Consider the following 16,233-nt stretch of genomic DNA (forward strand, 5'->3'; position numbering starts at 1 on the left):
AAGATCCAGTACCGCAGCAACCTCATCGATGGATGTCTCGCTGAAACCGGCCTCACCTCGACGACATCGCGCCAGCAAGGTCAGTAACCGGGCGACACCGCTCACCGGCGCCTGCCCACGGTGGAAGACCTCGACCATGCCCTCGACCTGGTCGCTGCCGGAGCCGATGCTCGCAGCCCCCGCCTCGGACCCCGCGTTCCCCCCCGGGGCACGCGGCCGAACCGAAATTATGGACAGGGTTTCTGGCTGTCCGCGGAGGCGGCGTTGGTGCTCGCGGGGCTAGCGGACACGGAAGGCTCTGTTGCTAGCGGCCTTCACCGTGTGCCGCTTCCATACTCTGGGGTACCGCCCGAGGGCTGGGCGGCTTGCCCTCGTCACCTGCTTGCGGCGAGTCGCGCTGGGTGCGGGAGTGGTCCAGCCATCGGAGCATGATGTGGAGCGTGAGAAGTGCGGCGGATGTACTGAGTACGCCGAGTGCGCTCATCGCGGGGGTGGACAGGTTCATGCCGCCGCCGAGGAACAACGGCCACCCCATGCAGACGCAGGCACCGGCGACCGCACCGCTGGCCGCAGGTAGGAGCAGGAGCCGTTGACGGCCGTGGACGTGGTGGAAGAACTGGAAGGCAGCCAGCCCGAAGAGCATCATCACCGCGGTCAGGATGAACGGCCAGGCGAACGGAATGCCGAACATCCGGGCCGGCTGGCTCCCGTCGTAGAGGTAGAATCCGCGTTTGACCATGACGGCTTCGGCCACGACCTCGAAGACCACCGCCGCGGCGTAGAGACCCCAGAGGCGCCTGGCGGACCATCCTCGCTCGGCGGCTTTCATCACCAGGTATCCCGCGGTTCCCATCCAGGCCGTGTTCTTCAAGAAGAGCCACAGGGCGAAGTCGCGCCCGAATGCCGAGTACGCGATCACGGCGTCGTCGCTGGGGAAGTGCCGGACGTTGATGAGGGGGCAGGCGATGGTAATCGCGAGGACGGCAGCGGCTGCCGAGCAGATCAGCAGCGCCAACTCCGGCCGGCGATGCTTGAACCAGTCCCGTGCAGCCCAACCGGCGAGGCCGATCAGCCAGATCGCCGATTCTGCGGTGATGACCGAGTCCGCGGTGGATGAGATCGGCCCTTGTGCGATGGGTGTCATTCAGGTTCCCACTTCCGGTCGGCGGGTCGAAGGCTCTAGAGCATGGGCGCCGACAGACGGCGCTGCGCGGATGGCTTGTCCGCGTCCGTCGTGGTGGCTGAGGGTCGCGCCGTCAAGCCAGTGCCGGAACGATGTCCGCTCGTCGATCGGTTCGCAGGATCTCGACGAGTACGCAGATCCAGCGCCATCCCGCGCCCATCCCTACGACGAGGACCAGGTCGCCGGGTTCGACGGCCGCGTCGTTGTGGAGGAGGTGGTCCAGGCCGAGGAAGTGGTCACAGGGGCCCGCATGGCCGATGTTGCGATGGAAGGGCCACGTCGTGTCGGCCGGGTCAAGATCGAGGGGCTGGGCGATGACGGTGGAGAGGAATGGAAGGCCCGCTCCGTGGACGACGATCCGGGACAGCTTTTCCATGCTCGTATCGGCCTCGTCCAGGACGAGGCGCACGGCCTCCATGGTCTTGTCGCGCAGGGTGGACAGCAGGGGTTCCGGGAGGTTGTTCGCGGCCATGGCCCGCTGCTGGGAGGTGAGGTTGAGGCGGGTGATCGGTTCGAGTTGGGGGGCGCTGATGTGCGCGGTGGCCATGAGGCGGGCGCGGGCCTGGGAGCGACGGCGGGAGAGTACGAGTGCTGCGGCGCCGTCGCTCATGACGTAGTCGGGGCTGCCCTGTCTCTCGACGTCGGCCAGGCAGGAGGTGGCGACGGCCATGGCCGCCATGGTGGAGGGGTCGGCGCTGAGGTGTTCGGCGGCCGCGACGAGTCCGGCGAGGTCGCCGGTGCTTGCGGCGCTGAGGTCGACGGCGCGTGCGTGGTCGGCTCCCAGGATTCGTTGGACGTGGCACACGGGGGTCATGAAGGTTGTGTCTGCGGGGATGGTGGCGGCCAGGGTGAGCAGGGACAGTTCGGCTGCCTCGTGTCCGGAGCGGTGCCGTGCCAACAGGGCTGCTCGAACGGCCATCTGGAGTCCGGTGCCGGGCGCGGCGATGGTGGCCGATCGGTAGCCCAGCGCCGCGCGGAAGGAGCCGGGTGTCGCAGTGATGTCGGTTCGTGGGGGCAGGAAGGCCGCGGTGCCGGCGATGTAGAGGTCGCGCCAGATCACGGCCTGGGCTCCTCGTCGGCACCCCACCAGCCGGGATCCCCGGTTGTGGGAGTCACGGTCCCGGTGCCGCCGATGAGCACAGCCTGGGACCGGCCGCTGATGCCGGACATGCGCAGCAGCACGGTGTGGTCCGGTGCGAGGGCGAACCCCTGGCCGCGGTCGAGCGGGAACGTGGTGTGCAGGAGTATCGGCTCCCCGTAGCGCGTGGTGAGCGTCGCGTCGTTGCCCGGGACGGCGATATCGATCTCGGTGATGCCCTGAAGTACTCCCAGGTGGCCGGCGGCCCCGGGTTCGGGGGGCAGGCTGGGCAGGTGAGAGACGCCTTCCAGCATCAACACAGGTAGGAGGAAGCCGTCGAAGGCGTCTCGCCACGGCTTTGTGGCGTGAAGGAAGTTCGCGGTGATTCCCTGCTTCCCGCGGCGGGCGCTGTGGACCGGGGCCAGGGGGCCGCTCACCTGGACCTGGGTGTTGGTGGTGTAGGCCGGGACCGTCAGGTCGGAGGATTCGAGGCCGCGGTCTGTCATGTCGGGGCCGGTGAAGCTCGGGTGGCGGTCGGAGAGGAGGACGTCGACGCGATGGCATAGGTCGTCGTGGCGCAGGATGCGCCCGGTGGCGGTGCGGCGGTGGACCCTGACGTCGACGCGGACCCGGGCTCGGGCTCGGGTGGCGTCCCGCTCCAGGACCGTGGTTTCGATCTTGATCGTTCGGAGTGGGTCTTCCGCGTTCACGGTGAGGGTGGCCAGGCAGGTCAGGTTGCGGAAGCCGACGATGCTCAGGCCGGGGACCTGGAGGGCGGCGGCCTCGGCTGCCATCTCCAGCACCCAGATCCCGGGGACGACGGGCGTGGCGTTGACCTGGTGATGTTCGAGCCAGCGACCTGCCCCGTCCTGCAGGGAGAACGTCTTGGTGAACAGGCCCGCGCGTTCACCGAGCAGGATCTGCTGGTCGACGAGGGGGGCCAGTGCGGGCCCTTCCTGTTCCCGGGGCGGCGGGAGGGTTCGGCGGGCGACGTGGGCGATCGCGTCGCGTTCCTCGGGGCGGACATAGGCCAGCACCGGTGGCACGCTGTGGCGGGAAAGGGCGTCCATGAACTGGGCAGTCCCGACCTCGGTGGGCAGGAAGGCGTTCAGTCCGCGCTTGCGGAACCCCGCGATGATTTCTGGCGTGGCCGCCGCACCGGCGCCAGTCCAGATCGGCCAGAGCACCGTGAACTCCCTGCAGTCCTCGGGGGTGTGCAGGCCGGTGCCATGGTTGAGGTACTCGCTGGCGGAGACGTAGTCGATGTCCCCGGGGTTTCCGAAGAGCACGCCGATGGTGCCGAAGTTGCACCAGATCCGAGGGGCTCGACCCGCTAGCGCGCTCAACAGGTTGTGGTACCCGCGAACCTTGGTGTCGCGGACGCTGCGGAAGTCATCGAGGGCCTTGGTCGCGGTGGCCTGAGAACGCAGCTCCACCACGCTGTTGATCAGCAGGTCGATTCGGTCGTGGCGGGCGAGAACCTGATCGGCCGTCTTGGCCAGTTCCTTCTCGTCGAGGATGTCGCAGACGAGGTAGCGCACCTTGTCCGTGCCGCACCGCGCCCGCAGCCTCGCCAGGTTCCGGCGGACGTCGTCAGCGCGCACCCAGCGGGTGTGCTCCTGGACGAGCTCGCGTACCGGTGTTCGGGGGTCCTCGGCGCGGCGGCTTCGCAAGAACGTGGCGCGCTCCGGAGGCGGTCCGTCCGGCACGTCGTCGATCCGGGTACGCCCCAAAACGTAGATGTGCGGTTGGGCCCGCTCGGCCAGAGCGCACAGGATCTCGGCTGTGATACCCCGGCCACCGCCGGCGGAGACCACCACCGATTCGGGCCCCAGGGGCAGAGCCCTTTCCCCGTCGGGATGCTCACCAGGAGAGATGACTGGGGCGAGCGCGTACGCCATGCGCCGATCGCCGCGATACGCGATCACGTCATGGGGCAGTGGCCGGCGCCATTCCGTGGCCAGCTGGACCAGGCCCTCACTCACGTCGCCGGTATCGGACAGTACCGTCGCGCACGTCGCCTGGGGCACCTCCATGGCGACGGAGCGCACAAGCCCGTCGAACAGACCCGCGCGCGGGTCCGGTCCGCCTTCCGGTAGCGCGCCCAGGACGAGAGCGGCGAGGCTGCCCCCCGCCTCCAGTACGGGGAGGGCGGCCTGGATGGCGGCGAAGGCGAGGTCCTGCAGGGCCAGAGCGTCTTGGGGAAGACCGGAGTCGGCCGCGGGGGCAAGTGAGACCAGCAGGCGGACGTGGCGCAGGGGGAACGGAAGCTGGACCAGGTGCTCCCGTGCAGCCTCAGGGGAGACCCGGATACCGCGCACTGCCCGGGGCGCGGCGTGCGGTGTCCACACCTGAACCCCTGGACGATCGGCGGCTGCAGCGGCCAGGTCCGCGTCGTTGGTGATGACGAGGGTGCCTTCCGGCAGGGCGGCGGCGGGCTCGCCGTGCCAGGCTTCCGCCGGGTCGCTGGCGTCCACTAGGCCGCAGGCCATGAGCGTGCCCAGCTGTACTTCGTCCGTGGCCGGATCGGCTGAACGCGGGTTCGGGGCGGCTGGGCGGATACGCAGGTGCGGTGAACCGGGCGTGGCCGGTGTCAGATCCAGGGACGTGCCGGTGAGCACGCTGTGGGGGACGGCGAACAGGGCGTCGATGCCGGGATAACACTGTCCGAAGTCGCTCAGGGGCGGCAGCTCCAGGGCGGGGTTCCCGCCCCAGTTGGTGTCTATGCACGTCTCCACTGTGGCCAGAATCGACAGTCCCTCCTTGAGCGCGGTCGAGCGCCGGGCAAGCGCGATCGTGACGCAGCCCTCGGACACGTGTCGGCCGGCGGGCAGGACCGGGGCCAGTGCCTGCACCCATTCGGGAAGTGTGTTCGCGCTGGCGCCGCACACCACCGCGAGGTCACAGCCGTGGTGGCCCAGCAGCCGCCCCGCGGTACGGATCGCCAGTTGCCCGGAGTCCAGGCCGCCTTCCGCGACCAGGTTGGGGCCGCGCAGGTCGAAGTAGTTGGCGACCCTGCCGGTGGCGCTGGGAAGGGCGCCGGTGAAGTCGTCCTCCGTCGACTCGCGCGTCACGGACAGCACCGCCTTGCGCAGCGCCTCGTACGCCGCGTCGGCGGCTTCCCTGTCGGGCAGCAGGTCGAATGCCTGGGCGCAGTCGTCCAGGCTCATGCGCTGGAGCAGTCGGCTGTAGTGGCGTGTGGGTGCCATTGTGGCGCCGATGACGGCTGTCCGGGCGCTGAGCCGCTTGGCCTGGTCGGCCCCGAGCCGGTCCAGGAGTTGCCTGGTCGCCTGGAGCGCCATGAGGTGGGTGCGGTCCATGTGCCGCATGGTCAGGGGCGGGATGCGGATCTCGGCGAGCGAGGGCAGCGGGTACTCGTCGCCGAACGTGGTCGCCGGGGCGGTGCCGGAGCCCGCGAGCCACTCGTCGGCTGTGTCGGCGGGGTCGCCGGGCAGTTGGGTGCCCCAGCCGACGACGACGATGTCCTCGGAGGAGATCGCGCGTGGTGCCGGGCGCTGGCGTGGGGGGTGGTCGGCGAGGACGATGTGGGCGTTGCTGCCACCCAGGCCGAAGGCCGAGACCCCGACGAGGCGTGGGCGGCCGGGGTCTGCCGGCCAGGGAACATCCTCGGCGGGCACGGTGAGGGCGCGGGCGGCGGTCAGCTCGGGATGGGGGTCGCGGAAGTCGGGCTGCCGCGGGATCAGCTCGTGCTCCAAGGCCAGCATCGCGTGGACCATAGAGGCGAGGCCGGCAGTGAGGGCGGTGTGCCCGAAGACGGCTTTGTTGGAGGTGATTCGGCAAGCATCCGGCCGGTTTCCCAGGCTCTCCCTCAGAGACCGGATCTCCACGGTGTCGCCGAGGGGGGTGCCGGTCCCGTGCGTGATGACCCAGTCGACGTCGCCCGGAGCGATGCCTGCGTCGCTCCATGCCCGCCGCAAGGCCGCCTCCTGGCCATCCTGGGCCGGTGCGTGGATTCCCTTGCCCTTGCCGTCGGAGCTGGTACCGGTGCCGAGAATCAGCCCGAAGATACGGTCCCCGTCCTGTTCCGCCCGCTCCAGGGTCTTCAGCGTGAGACTCACAGCGCCTTCGCCGATCATCGTCCCGTCCGCGCCGGACTCGAACGGCCGAAGGCGGCTGGTCGGCGACAGCCCCTGCGCCTTGCAGAATGTGACGATGAACGCGGGGTCGACGATGCAGGTGGCGCTGCACAGGGCGATGTCGCAGGAGCCTTCACGCAGTGCTTTGACCGCGATGTCCACGGCGTGGAGACCGCTGGCGCAGGCCGAGTCGAGGCTCATCTGCTCGGCGTTGTCGGGCACGAGCCCGGCCAGGGCGTTGCGGACGGCGAATGGAGCGATGGCATCCAGGTCCGGCAGGGGGCTGCTGTTGTAGCGGGAGGCGAGCGCGTGTGCGGCCAACTCGTGGAGAGCCGGGTCCAGGTGCTTGGCTGCTAGCGCCTGGAGGCCGTTTCCGAGCAGCGATGCCTGTCGCACCTCCCCGTACGGTGTGACGCCGACAGCGGTCACGCACGTCCACCGGTCGCGGCCGGTCGTGGTGACCGTCCCCGTTGCCTCGATGGCGCAGTGCCGCAGCATGGTGGCGGTCGCCGGGGCGTCGCTCGGCCAGTCTCCGGTGCGGAGCTCGCGTGCGAGTTTCGCAGTGTGGCGGAAAGGCCCCATGAACCCGCCGACCCTGACGTACGCCCGGTCCGGTGCCGGCTTCGGTGACCAGTAGGCGTCGATGTCGAATCGGCGGGGCTCGCTGAACTGCGGTTCACCCTCACGCAGCCGCTGCCACATCTGCTGAGGTGAATCGGCGTTGGGCAGCACCGCGCCGACTCCGACCACCGCGATGATGCCGCTGGACTCCGCAGCTGGCCGACTGCCGGTGGCCGGGGCGCGAACCGCAGCAGGCCCAGTTTCATCAGCCTTCGCCTCTGCGGTCCCAGCGCCGGTACTGACTGAGGTGGGGGTAGAGACGGAGGGTCTGATCGGGGCGTGGACAGGGGCGGTGGCGGACGTGACGACGGTCTGACGCAGGCGGGTCGTCATAGCCGGGGCCCCAGGCGGTGAGGCCAGCGCGCCACAGTCGGCAGTCAGGGTGGTTCCGGTCATCATGCTTGCGAGGTCGGAGGCGAGGAAGCCGACGAGCTCGGCCGTCTCCTCGTTGGACATCGCCCGCTTGAGGAGAGCCACGTCTTTGAATGCCTGGACGAGCTGGTCGGGGTTTGCCCACAGCTGTTGCACGTCGTTGTCGATCATTCCGGGGAGCAGAGCGTTGACCCGGATCCCGTCCGGTGCCAGTTCGACGGCCAGATAGCGCGCCAAGCTCTCGACGGCCGCTTTTGTCCAGCCGACGGCTCCGTATCCCCGGAGTGTGCGCTGGGAGCCGAGTGAGGACAGGTGCGTGATGGAGGCGCCCGCCCGTTTCCGCATCAGGGGCGCGGCACGCTTGGCACACCACACCGGCGCCATCACATTGGTGTAGAAGGCCCGTTCCCAGAACACGTCGTCAACCTCGAACAGTGGCAGGAAGGCCCCGGCCGCGGCGTTGTTGACCAGGATGTCCAGAGCTCCGTGCCGCTCGGTGATCTCATCGAACATGCGGTCCACCGTGTCGTGTTTGGCCACCGAGGCACGGATGAGGTCGTGCGAGTGGCCGGCCCGCGTCAGCTCCGCCCCCAGCGCCTGGGCCTCCTCCGTAGCGTGGAAGTAGTTGACGATCACATGGGCGCCGCGCCCCGCCAGGTGCCGTGTGATCGCCGCACCCAGGTTGCGTGCCCCGCCGGTGACCAGTGCGATCTTGCCGGTGAAGTCCTGTGAGTCGGCCATCTCAGCCTGCTCGAACGCCGGCGTCGGCGACCATGTCGGCGATCCTGCCCAGGGTCGGGTAGTCGAGAAGCCGGACGTCCTTCCTCAGGCTGCCGATGCCATACCGCTCGCCGACCCTCACGAGCAAACTGACCTGCTTGAGAGACTCGACCCCGAGATCGGCCTCCAGACGATCGTCCTCGCCGAGCAGCTCGGGCGGATAGCCGAGGTAGTCGCCGTACATCTGCTGGAGTTCGGCCAGGATGTCCTCACGCCGCGCTGCGGGCTGGGTGGTGTCGGCCGCCTTGGCGGGCCCGTCAGCCGCAGCGAACTCCGGCGATGCCTTCTCCTTGGCCGGCCCGGAGAACCGCGCCCCGCTCGGGTCGCGATCGGGAACTGGGAGCAGGGGCCGGGCCGGTTCGGGGCGGATCCCGCCGTTCGCTGGCCTTGTGTCTGCCCTGCTGAGGGGCGCGGATTTGGCCAGCGGGGTCACCACCTCGGCCATGGGCAGGCTGGCGTGGATCAGCTTCGCCAGGATCTCCTGAGCACCGCATTCGAGGAAGGTGTCAACTCCTGCGGAGTACAGCGACACAACACTGTCGCGGAAGTGGACCGGCCGCGTCATCTTCGCGATGGTGCTCTCGACCGGGTCATCGTCTTCGCTGACCCACCGCCGCAGGGTCGGGGACCACAACCGCCAGCGTAGTGGCCTGCACCGCAGCTTCGGTACGGCCGCGACCATCGCCGCCCCTGCAGGGGCGATCGCAGGAGTATGGCTCGCGTGGGGAACCGGAAGTAGCGAGGTTGCCCAGCCCAGTTCATCGGCCAGCTTCCCAACCGTAGCCACCACCGGCCGCGGCCCGCACACCACCGTCTGGCGCGGCGCGTTCACACAGGCCACCACCAGGTCGCTGTGATCGACGGCCCCGACGAGGTGACCTACGGCCGCGGCGCCCGCGCCGACGACCATCATCGACCCCGGCCACCCGAGCTCGGTCAGCGCCTGGCTCCGCACGCACGCCAGCCGAGCCGCTTCGGAGACCTGGAGCCCCCGTGCGGCGACCAAGGCCCACAGCTCGCCGATGCTCTGCCCGGTGATCGCGTACGGCTCGCCCCCGCCCCTGATGAAGTCCTCGAAGACCGCCAGGGACACGGCCATGAGCGCCAGGTAGTGAGCCTCCGGAGTGACCGGATCGATGACCGCGGACGGATCGGTCAAATAGCGTCTCAGAGGCGGTACGTCGAACTCGGCGCCGACCTTGTCGATTTCGGTCAGCAGGTACTGGACGGCAGGGGTTTCTGCGGCGATCGCCTTCAACACGCCCGGCGGCGGCATAGCGATCGTCCCGGGCATCACCACAACTACTTTCTCGTGCATCACTACCGCTTTCCATAAGGAGGCAGATGGCGAAGGGAGATGAGATGAAGGACCTTGGCACATTCCGTCGGGGCGGACTGGCGCCCGCGCACGTGTGGTTGGCCAGATGAGATGAAGACGGCCAAGGCCGTCAGGTCATCCACCAGGTTGACCGGCGGCGGGCTGCTTCAAAGGGATATCGGATCGGCGAAGCCGACAGATGGACCTCGATCGGCTGCCCTGCGACCGGAATCGGCGAAGAACGGATGAGTAGCCGCGACGCGGCATGGCCTACACCCTGCCCCCGGACCTGGTCTCGGAATCCGTCCAGCCCCAGACCGGAGGGGCACAGGGAGTGTCCAGCCCGCGCAACTTCTCACCAGGCGCCTCCCAACGCCAGCGCACTCCCGCGCATGACTGCATGCACAGCACAGCCGCGCACGAGGCAGAGACTGCCGCGCGTTGCACGCTCGCTCAATCAGGTGAACTCCCAACCCCATCTCTGCGAACGACGCCTCGCGGGGGCCGGCGGGGTCGCTAAGCTCGCTACCGACTGGCCGCACGAGGGCGGCATCATTGCGCCGAGCAACTGGCTGGGCCCGCTCGCGACCGCCTGGCCGAGCGCCGGTGGGATCGCCCCGGCCAAGGAAGACTGGCCGAGCGGTGGCGGTGTCGACGAACGAGGCCAAGGGCGAGTTCTAGGCCAAGCGCCTGTTCTCACTGGTTCAAGCGCCGGTGGGAGCAGGCGTCAGTCGGCCTCATGTGCCGACAGCGCGCTCTGAGACGAACCCGCGCGCCGATACCCTGAACTCATGCCGAACGCATGCGAGTTCCGCCCTTGGGCGGTCTCAGATTCGCGGAACCCGCGCGCTTCCGCCTTCGATGTCCTCGCCGTCGGCGACACGGACTGGCGGCCTAAGCGGTATGAAGAGCGGCGGGTGCGACTGCTGGACCTGCTGGACAGCGGGCCGCCGGCGATCCGTCCGGTCCCTGTCACCGGCGATGTCGCCAGGGCGCTGGACTGGGTGGGTGCCCTCGGAGGAGTCGAGGGGTTGGTCATGAAACCGAACCTGCCCTACGTCGCGGGTCGCGGCTCGGGCTGGTTGAAGTGGCGGCGCATGCACAGCAGCGAGGCCGCAGTCCTCGGGGTGAGCGGCCGGACTCCCGCAACGCAGTGCCTCATCCTTGGTCTGCCCCGAAGTGGCGGACGGATGCGGGCCGTGGGGGTCAGCCTTCCCCTCAAGCAGGAGGTACGGCACGAGCTGCTCCCCCTACTTCGACCGGCCGGAGCCACGGAGGCAGAGCTGCCCGGGACCGTGGGCGGGCTGCCGGGCGCCGCCCCTGTCCGGTACCGGCCTGTGATCCCCGAGGTGGTCGTGGAAGTCGAGGCCGACCAGACCAAACCCCGCGAGTTCGGGCGGTTTCGGCACCGGCCACGCGTGTTGCGCGTCCGCGGCGACATGAGGGTCCAGGATCTGGAGCCAGGGTCGTAGCCGGCAGCGGGACTGCACCGTGGCTGGTGACGGCGGATGTCCTTGCAATCTCGGCCAACGCGCCGAGAGCGCCTTGCCGCTCTCGACGACGGCCGAGTTCAGCCGACGCCGACAGACGCATCGAAGCCGCGGCCCCCGAGACCCAGGGCTTCGGCGTAGTCGCGTGATGCCCGGTTCATGATGATCTGCCAGTTTGGCAGTGCCCCGGAACGTGACAGGCACGGCTTCCAAGATCATGGAGTTCTCTACGCCCCGTGATCCGAGTGGAAGACCGTGCCTGCCGACGCATCGCCGCTGATCCCGCCTGCCCTTGACCAGCTTCGCGCGCATCCCAAGGTCGTATCCGACGAGGTTCCGCGCCTGCTGGAGCGGCTGGCCGAGGTGCCCGACCCGCGAGACCCACGCGGCGTACGGCACGCTCTGGTTGCCGCGCTCGCGCTGACCGCGTGCGCGGTTCTGGCGGGCGCGACCTCTGTGCTGGCGGTCAGCGAGTGGATCGCCGACGCCCCGCCGCATATCCTTCAACACCTCGGCGTACGCCTCGACCCACTGTTCCCGAAGCGGTTTCTGCCTGCGGAAACGACGGTTCGGCGGCTGCTGGCCCGCATCGACGGCGACGCGCTGGACCGGGCGGTCGGACTCTGGCTCGCCGACCGCCGACCGCCGACCGCCGACCACCGCCCGAAGGCGACCCGGGCTGCGCGGCCTCGCAGTGGACGGCAAAAGCCTGCGCGGCGCGGCCAAAGCGGACAGCCGCAAGATCCACCTGCTCGCCGCACTGGAGCACGCCACCGGCCTGGTCCTGGCCCAGCTGGACGTCGGCGAGAAGACGAACGAGATCACCTGTTTCCAGCCGCTGCTGGACACCGTCGCCGACCTGGCAGGAGTCGTCGTCATCAGCGACGCCATGCACACCCAGCGCGAGCACGCCGACTACCTCCTCGGCCGGGCTGCCCACTACATCGTGATCGTCAAGGGCAACCAGAAGAAGCTGCGCCGACAGCTCAAGTCCCTTCCCTGGAAGGACATCCCGCTTCAGGGACGCACCCGGGGCATCGGCCACGGCCGCTCGGAGATCCGCCGGATCAAGGCCGCCACCGTGAACAGCCTCCTCTTTGCCGGGGCCCGCCAGGCCGTCCAGATCAAGCGCCGGCGCACCGACCGCAAGACCGGCAGGACCACCGTCAAGACGGTCTACGCCGTCACCAGCCTGACCGCCGAGCAGGCCACCGCGGCCCAGCTCGCCCAAATCGTCCGCGACCACTGGAAGATCGAGGCCCTGCACCATGTCCGCGACACCACTTTCGCCGAGGACGCCTCCCGGCTGCGGACCGGCAACGCGCCCCGCGCGATGGCCACCTGGCGCAACCTCGCCATCGGAGCCCTCCGCACGGCCGGAGTGAAGAACATCGCGGCCGGCCTCCGCCGCAACGCCCGCGACCCTCGCCGCCCCCTCACACTCCTCGGCCCCGGATGATCACGAACCGGACGTCATGCGACTACGCCGAAGCCCTGAGTTGGGCTTTGGCATCCGATATGCGAAAAATCTGGAACTCCTGCCGCCCAAAGAATCTCAGGACGGAAAGGCGCTGGCCGAGGCGGCGATTCGCGTCAACTCCGCATATGTATACGAACTTTGGACGCATGGAACTCTCGACCCTGGATAGCGATGCACTCAGACCGCGCGGCTCCTGAGGCCAGGGACCTGAGCCGTGCGGGGCTGCCGCGCCCGGGCGTGATTCCCCACAACTGAAGGGTTCCTCCACCGTGCAACCGGCCCAAGAGTTCGGCGACAACCCCGTCGAAGTACGCGAAACTGGGCACTACACCGAGGAGTACGTCCCCAGCTTCGTCGAGAAATGGGACTCACTCATAGATTGGGAGAAGAGGGCAGAGAGCGAGGGAAATTTCTTCATCGACCTGCTGCGTAAGTGGGGCGTGAAGAGCGTGCTCGACGTCGCGACGGGGACCGGCTTTCACTCCGTGCGGCTTCTGTCGGCCGGATTCGAAACAGTAAGTGCGGACGGCAGCGCGGAAATGCTGGCGATGGCCTTCGAGAACGGCACCAAGCAGGGGGGCCATATCCTGCGCGTCGTCCAGGCGGACTGGCGCTGGCTCAACAGAGACGTCCACGGCGAGTACGACGCCATCGTCTGCCTCGGCAACTCCTTCACGCATCTCTTCTCGGAGCGCGACCGGCGCAAGGCGCTGGCCGAGTTCTACGCGATGCTCAAGCACGACGGAATACTCGTGCTGGACCAGCGCAATTACGATGCGATTCTGGACGATGGGTACACCAGCAAGCACACGTATTACTACTGCGGTGACGATGTCACCGTGGAGCCGGAGTATGTCGACGAGGGTTTGTGCCGCATGCGGTACGGCTTCCCGGACGACTCCGTGTATCACCTCAATATGTTCCCGCTGCGGAAGGAATACGCCCGTCGACTCATGTCCGACGTAGGCTTCCAGCGCATCGAGACCTACGGCGACTTCCAGCACACCTACCGGGGTGAGCAGCCGGACTTCTTCGTTCATGTGGCGGAGAAAGAATACCGGATGGACGACGAGAAGGAGGTGCGATATACCGGCGCAGTCAGCACTGCCCGCAGTTACTACAACTCGTCTGACGCCGACACCTTCTATGCCACGGTGTGGGGCGGCGAGGATATCCATATCGGCCTCTACGAGCGCCCTGGGGAGCCCATCGCGGACGCTAGCCGCCGCACCATCCAGCGGATGGCCTCGAAGCTGGAGCTGACACCGGAGTCCGTGGTGCTCGACCTCGGCTCGGGCTACGGCGGTTCGGCACGGTATCTGGCCGAGACATACGGCTGCCGGGTCCTCGCGCTCAACCTCAGCGAGGTGGAGAACCGGCGCCACAAGGAGCTGAACTCGGCCCGCGGTCTCACCGGCAGGATCGAGGTCATGGACGGGTCCTTCGAGGACATCCCGTACCCGGACGCTTCGGTCGATGTCGTCTGGTCCCAGGACGCTTTCCTGCACAGCGGAATCCGTGTCCAGGTACTGGCGGAGATCGCGCGGGTGCTGCGGCCGGGCGGCCGCCTCATCTTCACCGACCCGATGGCGGCGGACAGCTGCCCCACCGGTGTCCTGCAGCCGATTCTCGACCGCATTCACCTGGACGACATGGGCTCGCCCGCCTTCTACACACGCGAGCTGACCCGGCTCGGTTTCACCGCCGTCGACGGCGGCTTCGAGGAGCACCGCGAGCAGCTGGTGACCCACTACGCGCGCGTCCTTGAGGAGACCGGGCACCAGGAGGCCGAAGGGCTAGCCAGGAAGGTCAGCCACGACTACCTCGCCCAGATGAAAAAGGGCCTCGGCCACTGGGTCAACGGCGGCCGCAACGAGCACATCACCTGGGGCATCTTCCACTTCAGGCTCGGCGACAAAGGCTAGTTCGCGCTTTCACGAGTCGGACTGTCCGAGTCTTGATCGAAAACGCGAGAAGTGCTCCTGACCTGCAATGCCGGTGATTTAGGGTGTTTTCGCAGGTGAGGATAGGCGTCCTGGGTTCCCTGTGACTTTGAGTGAGTAGCTGACGCGGCTGGGAGGGCGGGGCTCGTGCCGAAGGGCTTCGGCGTAGTCGCGGGTTGAGCGGGTTGTCCTGATGTGGGCCCGGATGCGGAGCAGGCACGACCTTCCAAGATCATGTGGGTGTCGAGTCCAGTGATCCCTGCGGAAGTCCGTGCCTGCCGTCGTATCTTCTCCGATCCCGCCCGTCCTTGACCAACTCCGTTATCAGCCTGACGCTGCGGAACATGAACTGCCCGGGCTGCTGGCCCGGTTGGCTGAGGTTCCCGATCCCCGCAAGCCGCGCGGTCTGCGACATGACCTGGTGTACGTGCTGGCGCTGGCTGCCTGCGCGGTGCTGACCGGCGCGACCTCGCTGCTGGCGGTCAGCGAGTGGGCAGCCGATGCCCCGCGAGAGGTACTGGACCGCATCGGCGCCCGCCGCTGCCCGCTGACCGGCACCCGGCCGGTGCCGTGCGAGACAACGATCCGCCGCACCCTGGCCCGCCTCGATGCCGATGCACTCGACCGGGCGGTCGGCGCCTGGCTGGCCGACCGCCGTGCTCGACCTGGCCCGAAGACCCGGCGGGCGGTGGCGGTGGACGGCAAGAGCCTGCGCGGCGCCGCCAGAGCCGACGGCCGCAAGATCCACCTGCTGGCCGCACTCGACCACACCAGCCGCCTGGTCCTCGCCCAGCTGGACGTCGGGGACAAGACCAACGAGATCACGTGCTTCCAGCCCCTGCTGGACACCCTCGCCGACCTGGCCGACACCGTCGTGACCAGCGACGCCATGCACACCCAACGCGAGCACGCCGACTACCTCGCCGGCCGCGACGCCCACTACATCGTGATCGTCAAAGGGAATCAGAAGAAGCTCCGCAAGCAGCTCAAAGCCCTTCCCTGGCAGCGGATTCCGCTACAGAACCGCACCCGTGAGAGAGGTCACGGCCGTGGCGAGATCCGCCGCATCAAGGCCCCGACTTCTGCGTTCAGGGTTACGCCCGCACCTGGCGCCTGAGCGCCGACCGCACGGACCGCGAGGCACGCGAGTGGGCCGTCGCCCTCCTTGAGGACTGCGCCAAGTACATCCTGGCCAACTACGGGCACACCGCCATGGACTTTCTCCAAAGCGGCCCGCCGGCCCCGCCCCTGGACCACCAGCTCTACGACGTGTTGCCCGCGCGACTGCGCGAACTCGCACGGGACCTCACCGCAGCCGGCCTGCTGGGTCACCGCACGCACCACCTCGGCATGAGCAGCGCCCAGCTCGCCGAGGAAGCCATCCTCCCCGAACCCCTGGTCACCGCCTGGCTCGAGGGCGCTCCCGTCACACCCTCCCAGCTCCTGCGCTGCGCCCCGGCCCTGCAGATGTCCGAGGACGTCCTGCTCGCCGCGCTGGAGGGCAAGCGAGACACAGAGTACTGGCCGCTGCCTGTTCCTCCGCCGGACCAGCAAGGCCGCCCCGAGTGACCAAGTACGGATGGGCGCGTCGGATGCCCCCCGCGGAGCTTCTCCACTCTCGTAGACCCAGAGGCCGTACGACCGGGAATCGCGGACACGGTTTCGCACAAGCCCCCGGGCAGCCCTCCGCGACGTCGGGGCCGCGTCAAAACGGGGCAACATAGCGCGGGATCGCCGGTTAGCCAAACCGGCGATCCCGCGCATCATTGATAGTCCACCGCCACTACTGACCTTGCTGGCGCGATGTCGTCGAGGTGAGGCCGGTTTCAGCGAGACATCCATCGATGAGGTTGCTGCGGTACTGGATCTTG

General features: G+C 68.4%; 8 protein-coding genes and 2 pseudogenes. 6 read left to right on the forward strand and 4 right to left on the reverse strand.

Features of this window, described 5'->3' with window-relative positions:
• Positions 1-304: 304 nt before the first annotated feature.
• The 4 genes from GAS53_RS52295 to GAS53_RS52310 form a co-directional block, all read right to left on the reverse strand.
• On the reverse strand, positions 305-1,144 hold the full coding sequence (locus tag GAS53_RS52295) for a hypothetical protein (protein WP_151484877.1): 840 nt from the start codon (positions 1,142-1,144) through the stop codon (positions 305-307).
• Positions 1,145-1,256: 112 nt separating this feature from the next.
• Entirely contained in the window at positions 1,257-2,243 is a 987-nt protein-coding gene (locus GAS53_RS52300) for a 3-oxoacyl-[acyl-carrier-protein] synthase III C-terminal domain-containing protein (protein WP_151484878.1), read from the reverse strand.
• On the reverse strand, positions 2,240-8,092 hold the full coding sequence (locus GAS53_RS52305; RefSeq protein ID WP_151484879.1) for an SDR family oxidoreductase: 5,853 nt from the start codon (positions 8,090-8,092) through the stop codon (positions 2,240-2,242). Before GAS53_RS52305 ends, GAS53_RS52300 begins: the two co-directional genes overlap by 4 nt.
• Before the next feature lies 1 nt (position 8,093).
• Entirely contained in the window at positions 8,094-9,449 is a 1,356-nt protein-coding gene (locus GAS53_RS52310) for an acyltransferase domain-containing protein (RefSeq protein ID WP_192583691.1), read from the reverse strand.
• Positions 9,450-10,240: 791 nt separating this feature from the next.
• Between GAS53_RS52310 and GAS53_RS52315 the strand changes: the two genes are divergently transcribed.
• From GAS53_RS52315 to GAS53_RS52335, 6 genes and pseudogenes are all read left to right on the forward strand, one after another.
• A complete protein-coding gene (locus GAS53_RS52315) occupies positions 10,241-10,921 on the forward strand; it encodes a hypothetical protein (RefSeq protein WP_151484881.1) in 681 nt (226 codons plus the stop codon).
• A gap of 381 nt (positions 10,922-11,302) precedes the next feature.
• A pseudogene (locus GAS53_RS57905) lies at positions 11,303-11,509 on the forward strand (transposase family protein); the annotation flags it as partial.
• 124 nt (positions 11,510-11,633) lie between these two features.
• Positions 11,634-12,239: pseudogene (locus tag GAS53_RS57390) on the forward strand (ISAs1 family transposase); the annotation flags it as partial.
• A gap of 449 nt (positions 12,240-12,688) precedes the next feature.
• On the forward strand, positions 12,689-14,344 hold the full coding sequence (locus tag GAS53_RS52325; RefSeq protein WP_151484882.1) for a glycine/sarcosine N-methyltransferase: 1,656 nt from the start codon (positions 12,689-12,691) through the stop codon (positions 14,342-14,344).
• Between the two features lie 388 nt (positions 14,345-14,732).
• A complete protein-coding gene (locus GAS53_RS52330) occupies positions 14,733-15,479 on the forward strand; it encodes an ISAs1 family transposase (RefSeq protein WP_263974259.1) in 747 nt (248 codons plus the stop codon).
• A 95-nt stretch (positions 15,480-15,574) separates the two neighbouring features.
• Entirely contained in the window at positions 15,575-15,931 is a 357-nt protein-coding gene (locus tag GAS53_RS52335; protein WP_151484883.1) for a hypothetical protein, read from the forward strand.
• The last annotated feature ends 302 nt before the right edge of the window (positions 15,932-16,233 follow it).

The organism is Streptomyces albicerus (genome assembly GCF_008905045.1).
Lineage (GTDB): Bacteria > Actinomycetota > Actinomycetes > Streptomycetales > Streptomycetaceae > Streptomyces > Streptomyces albicerus.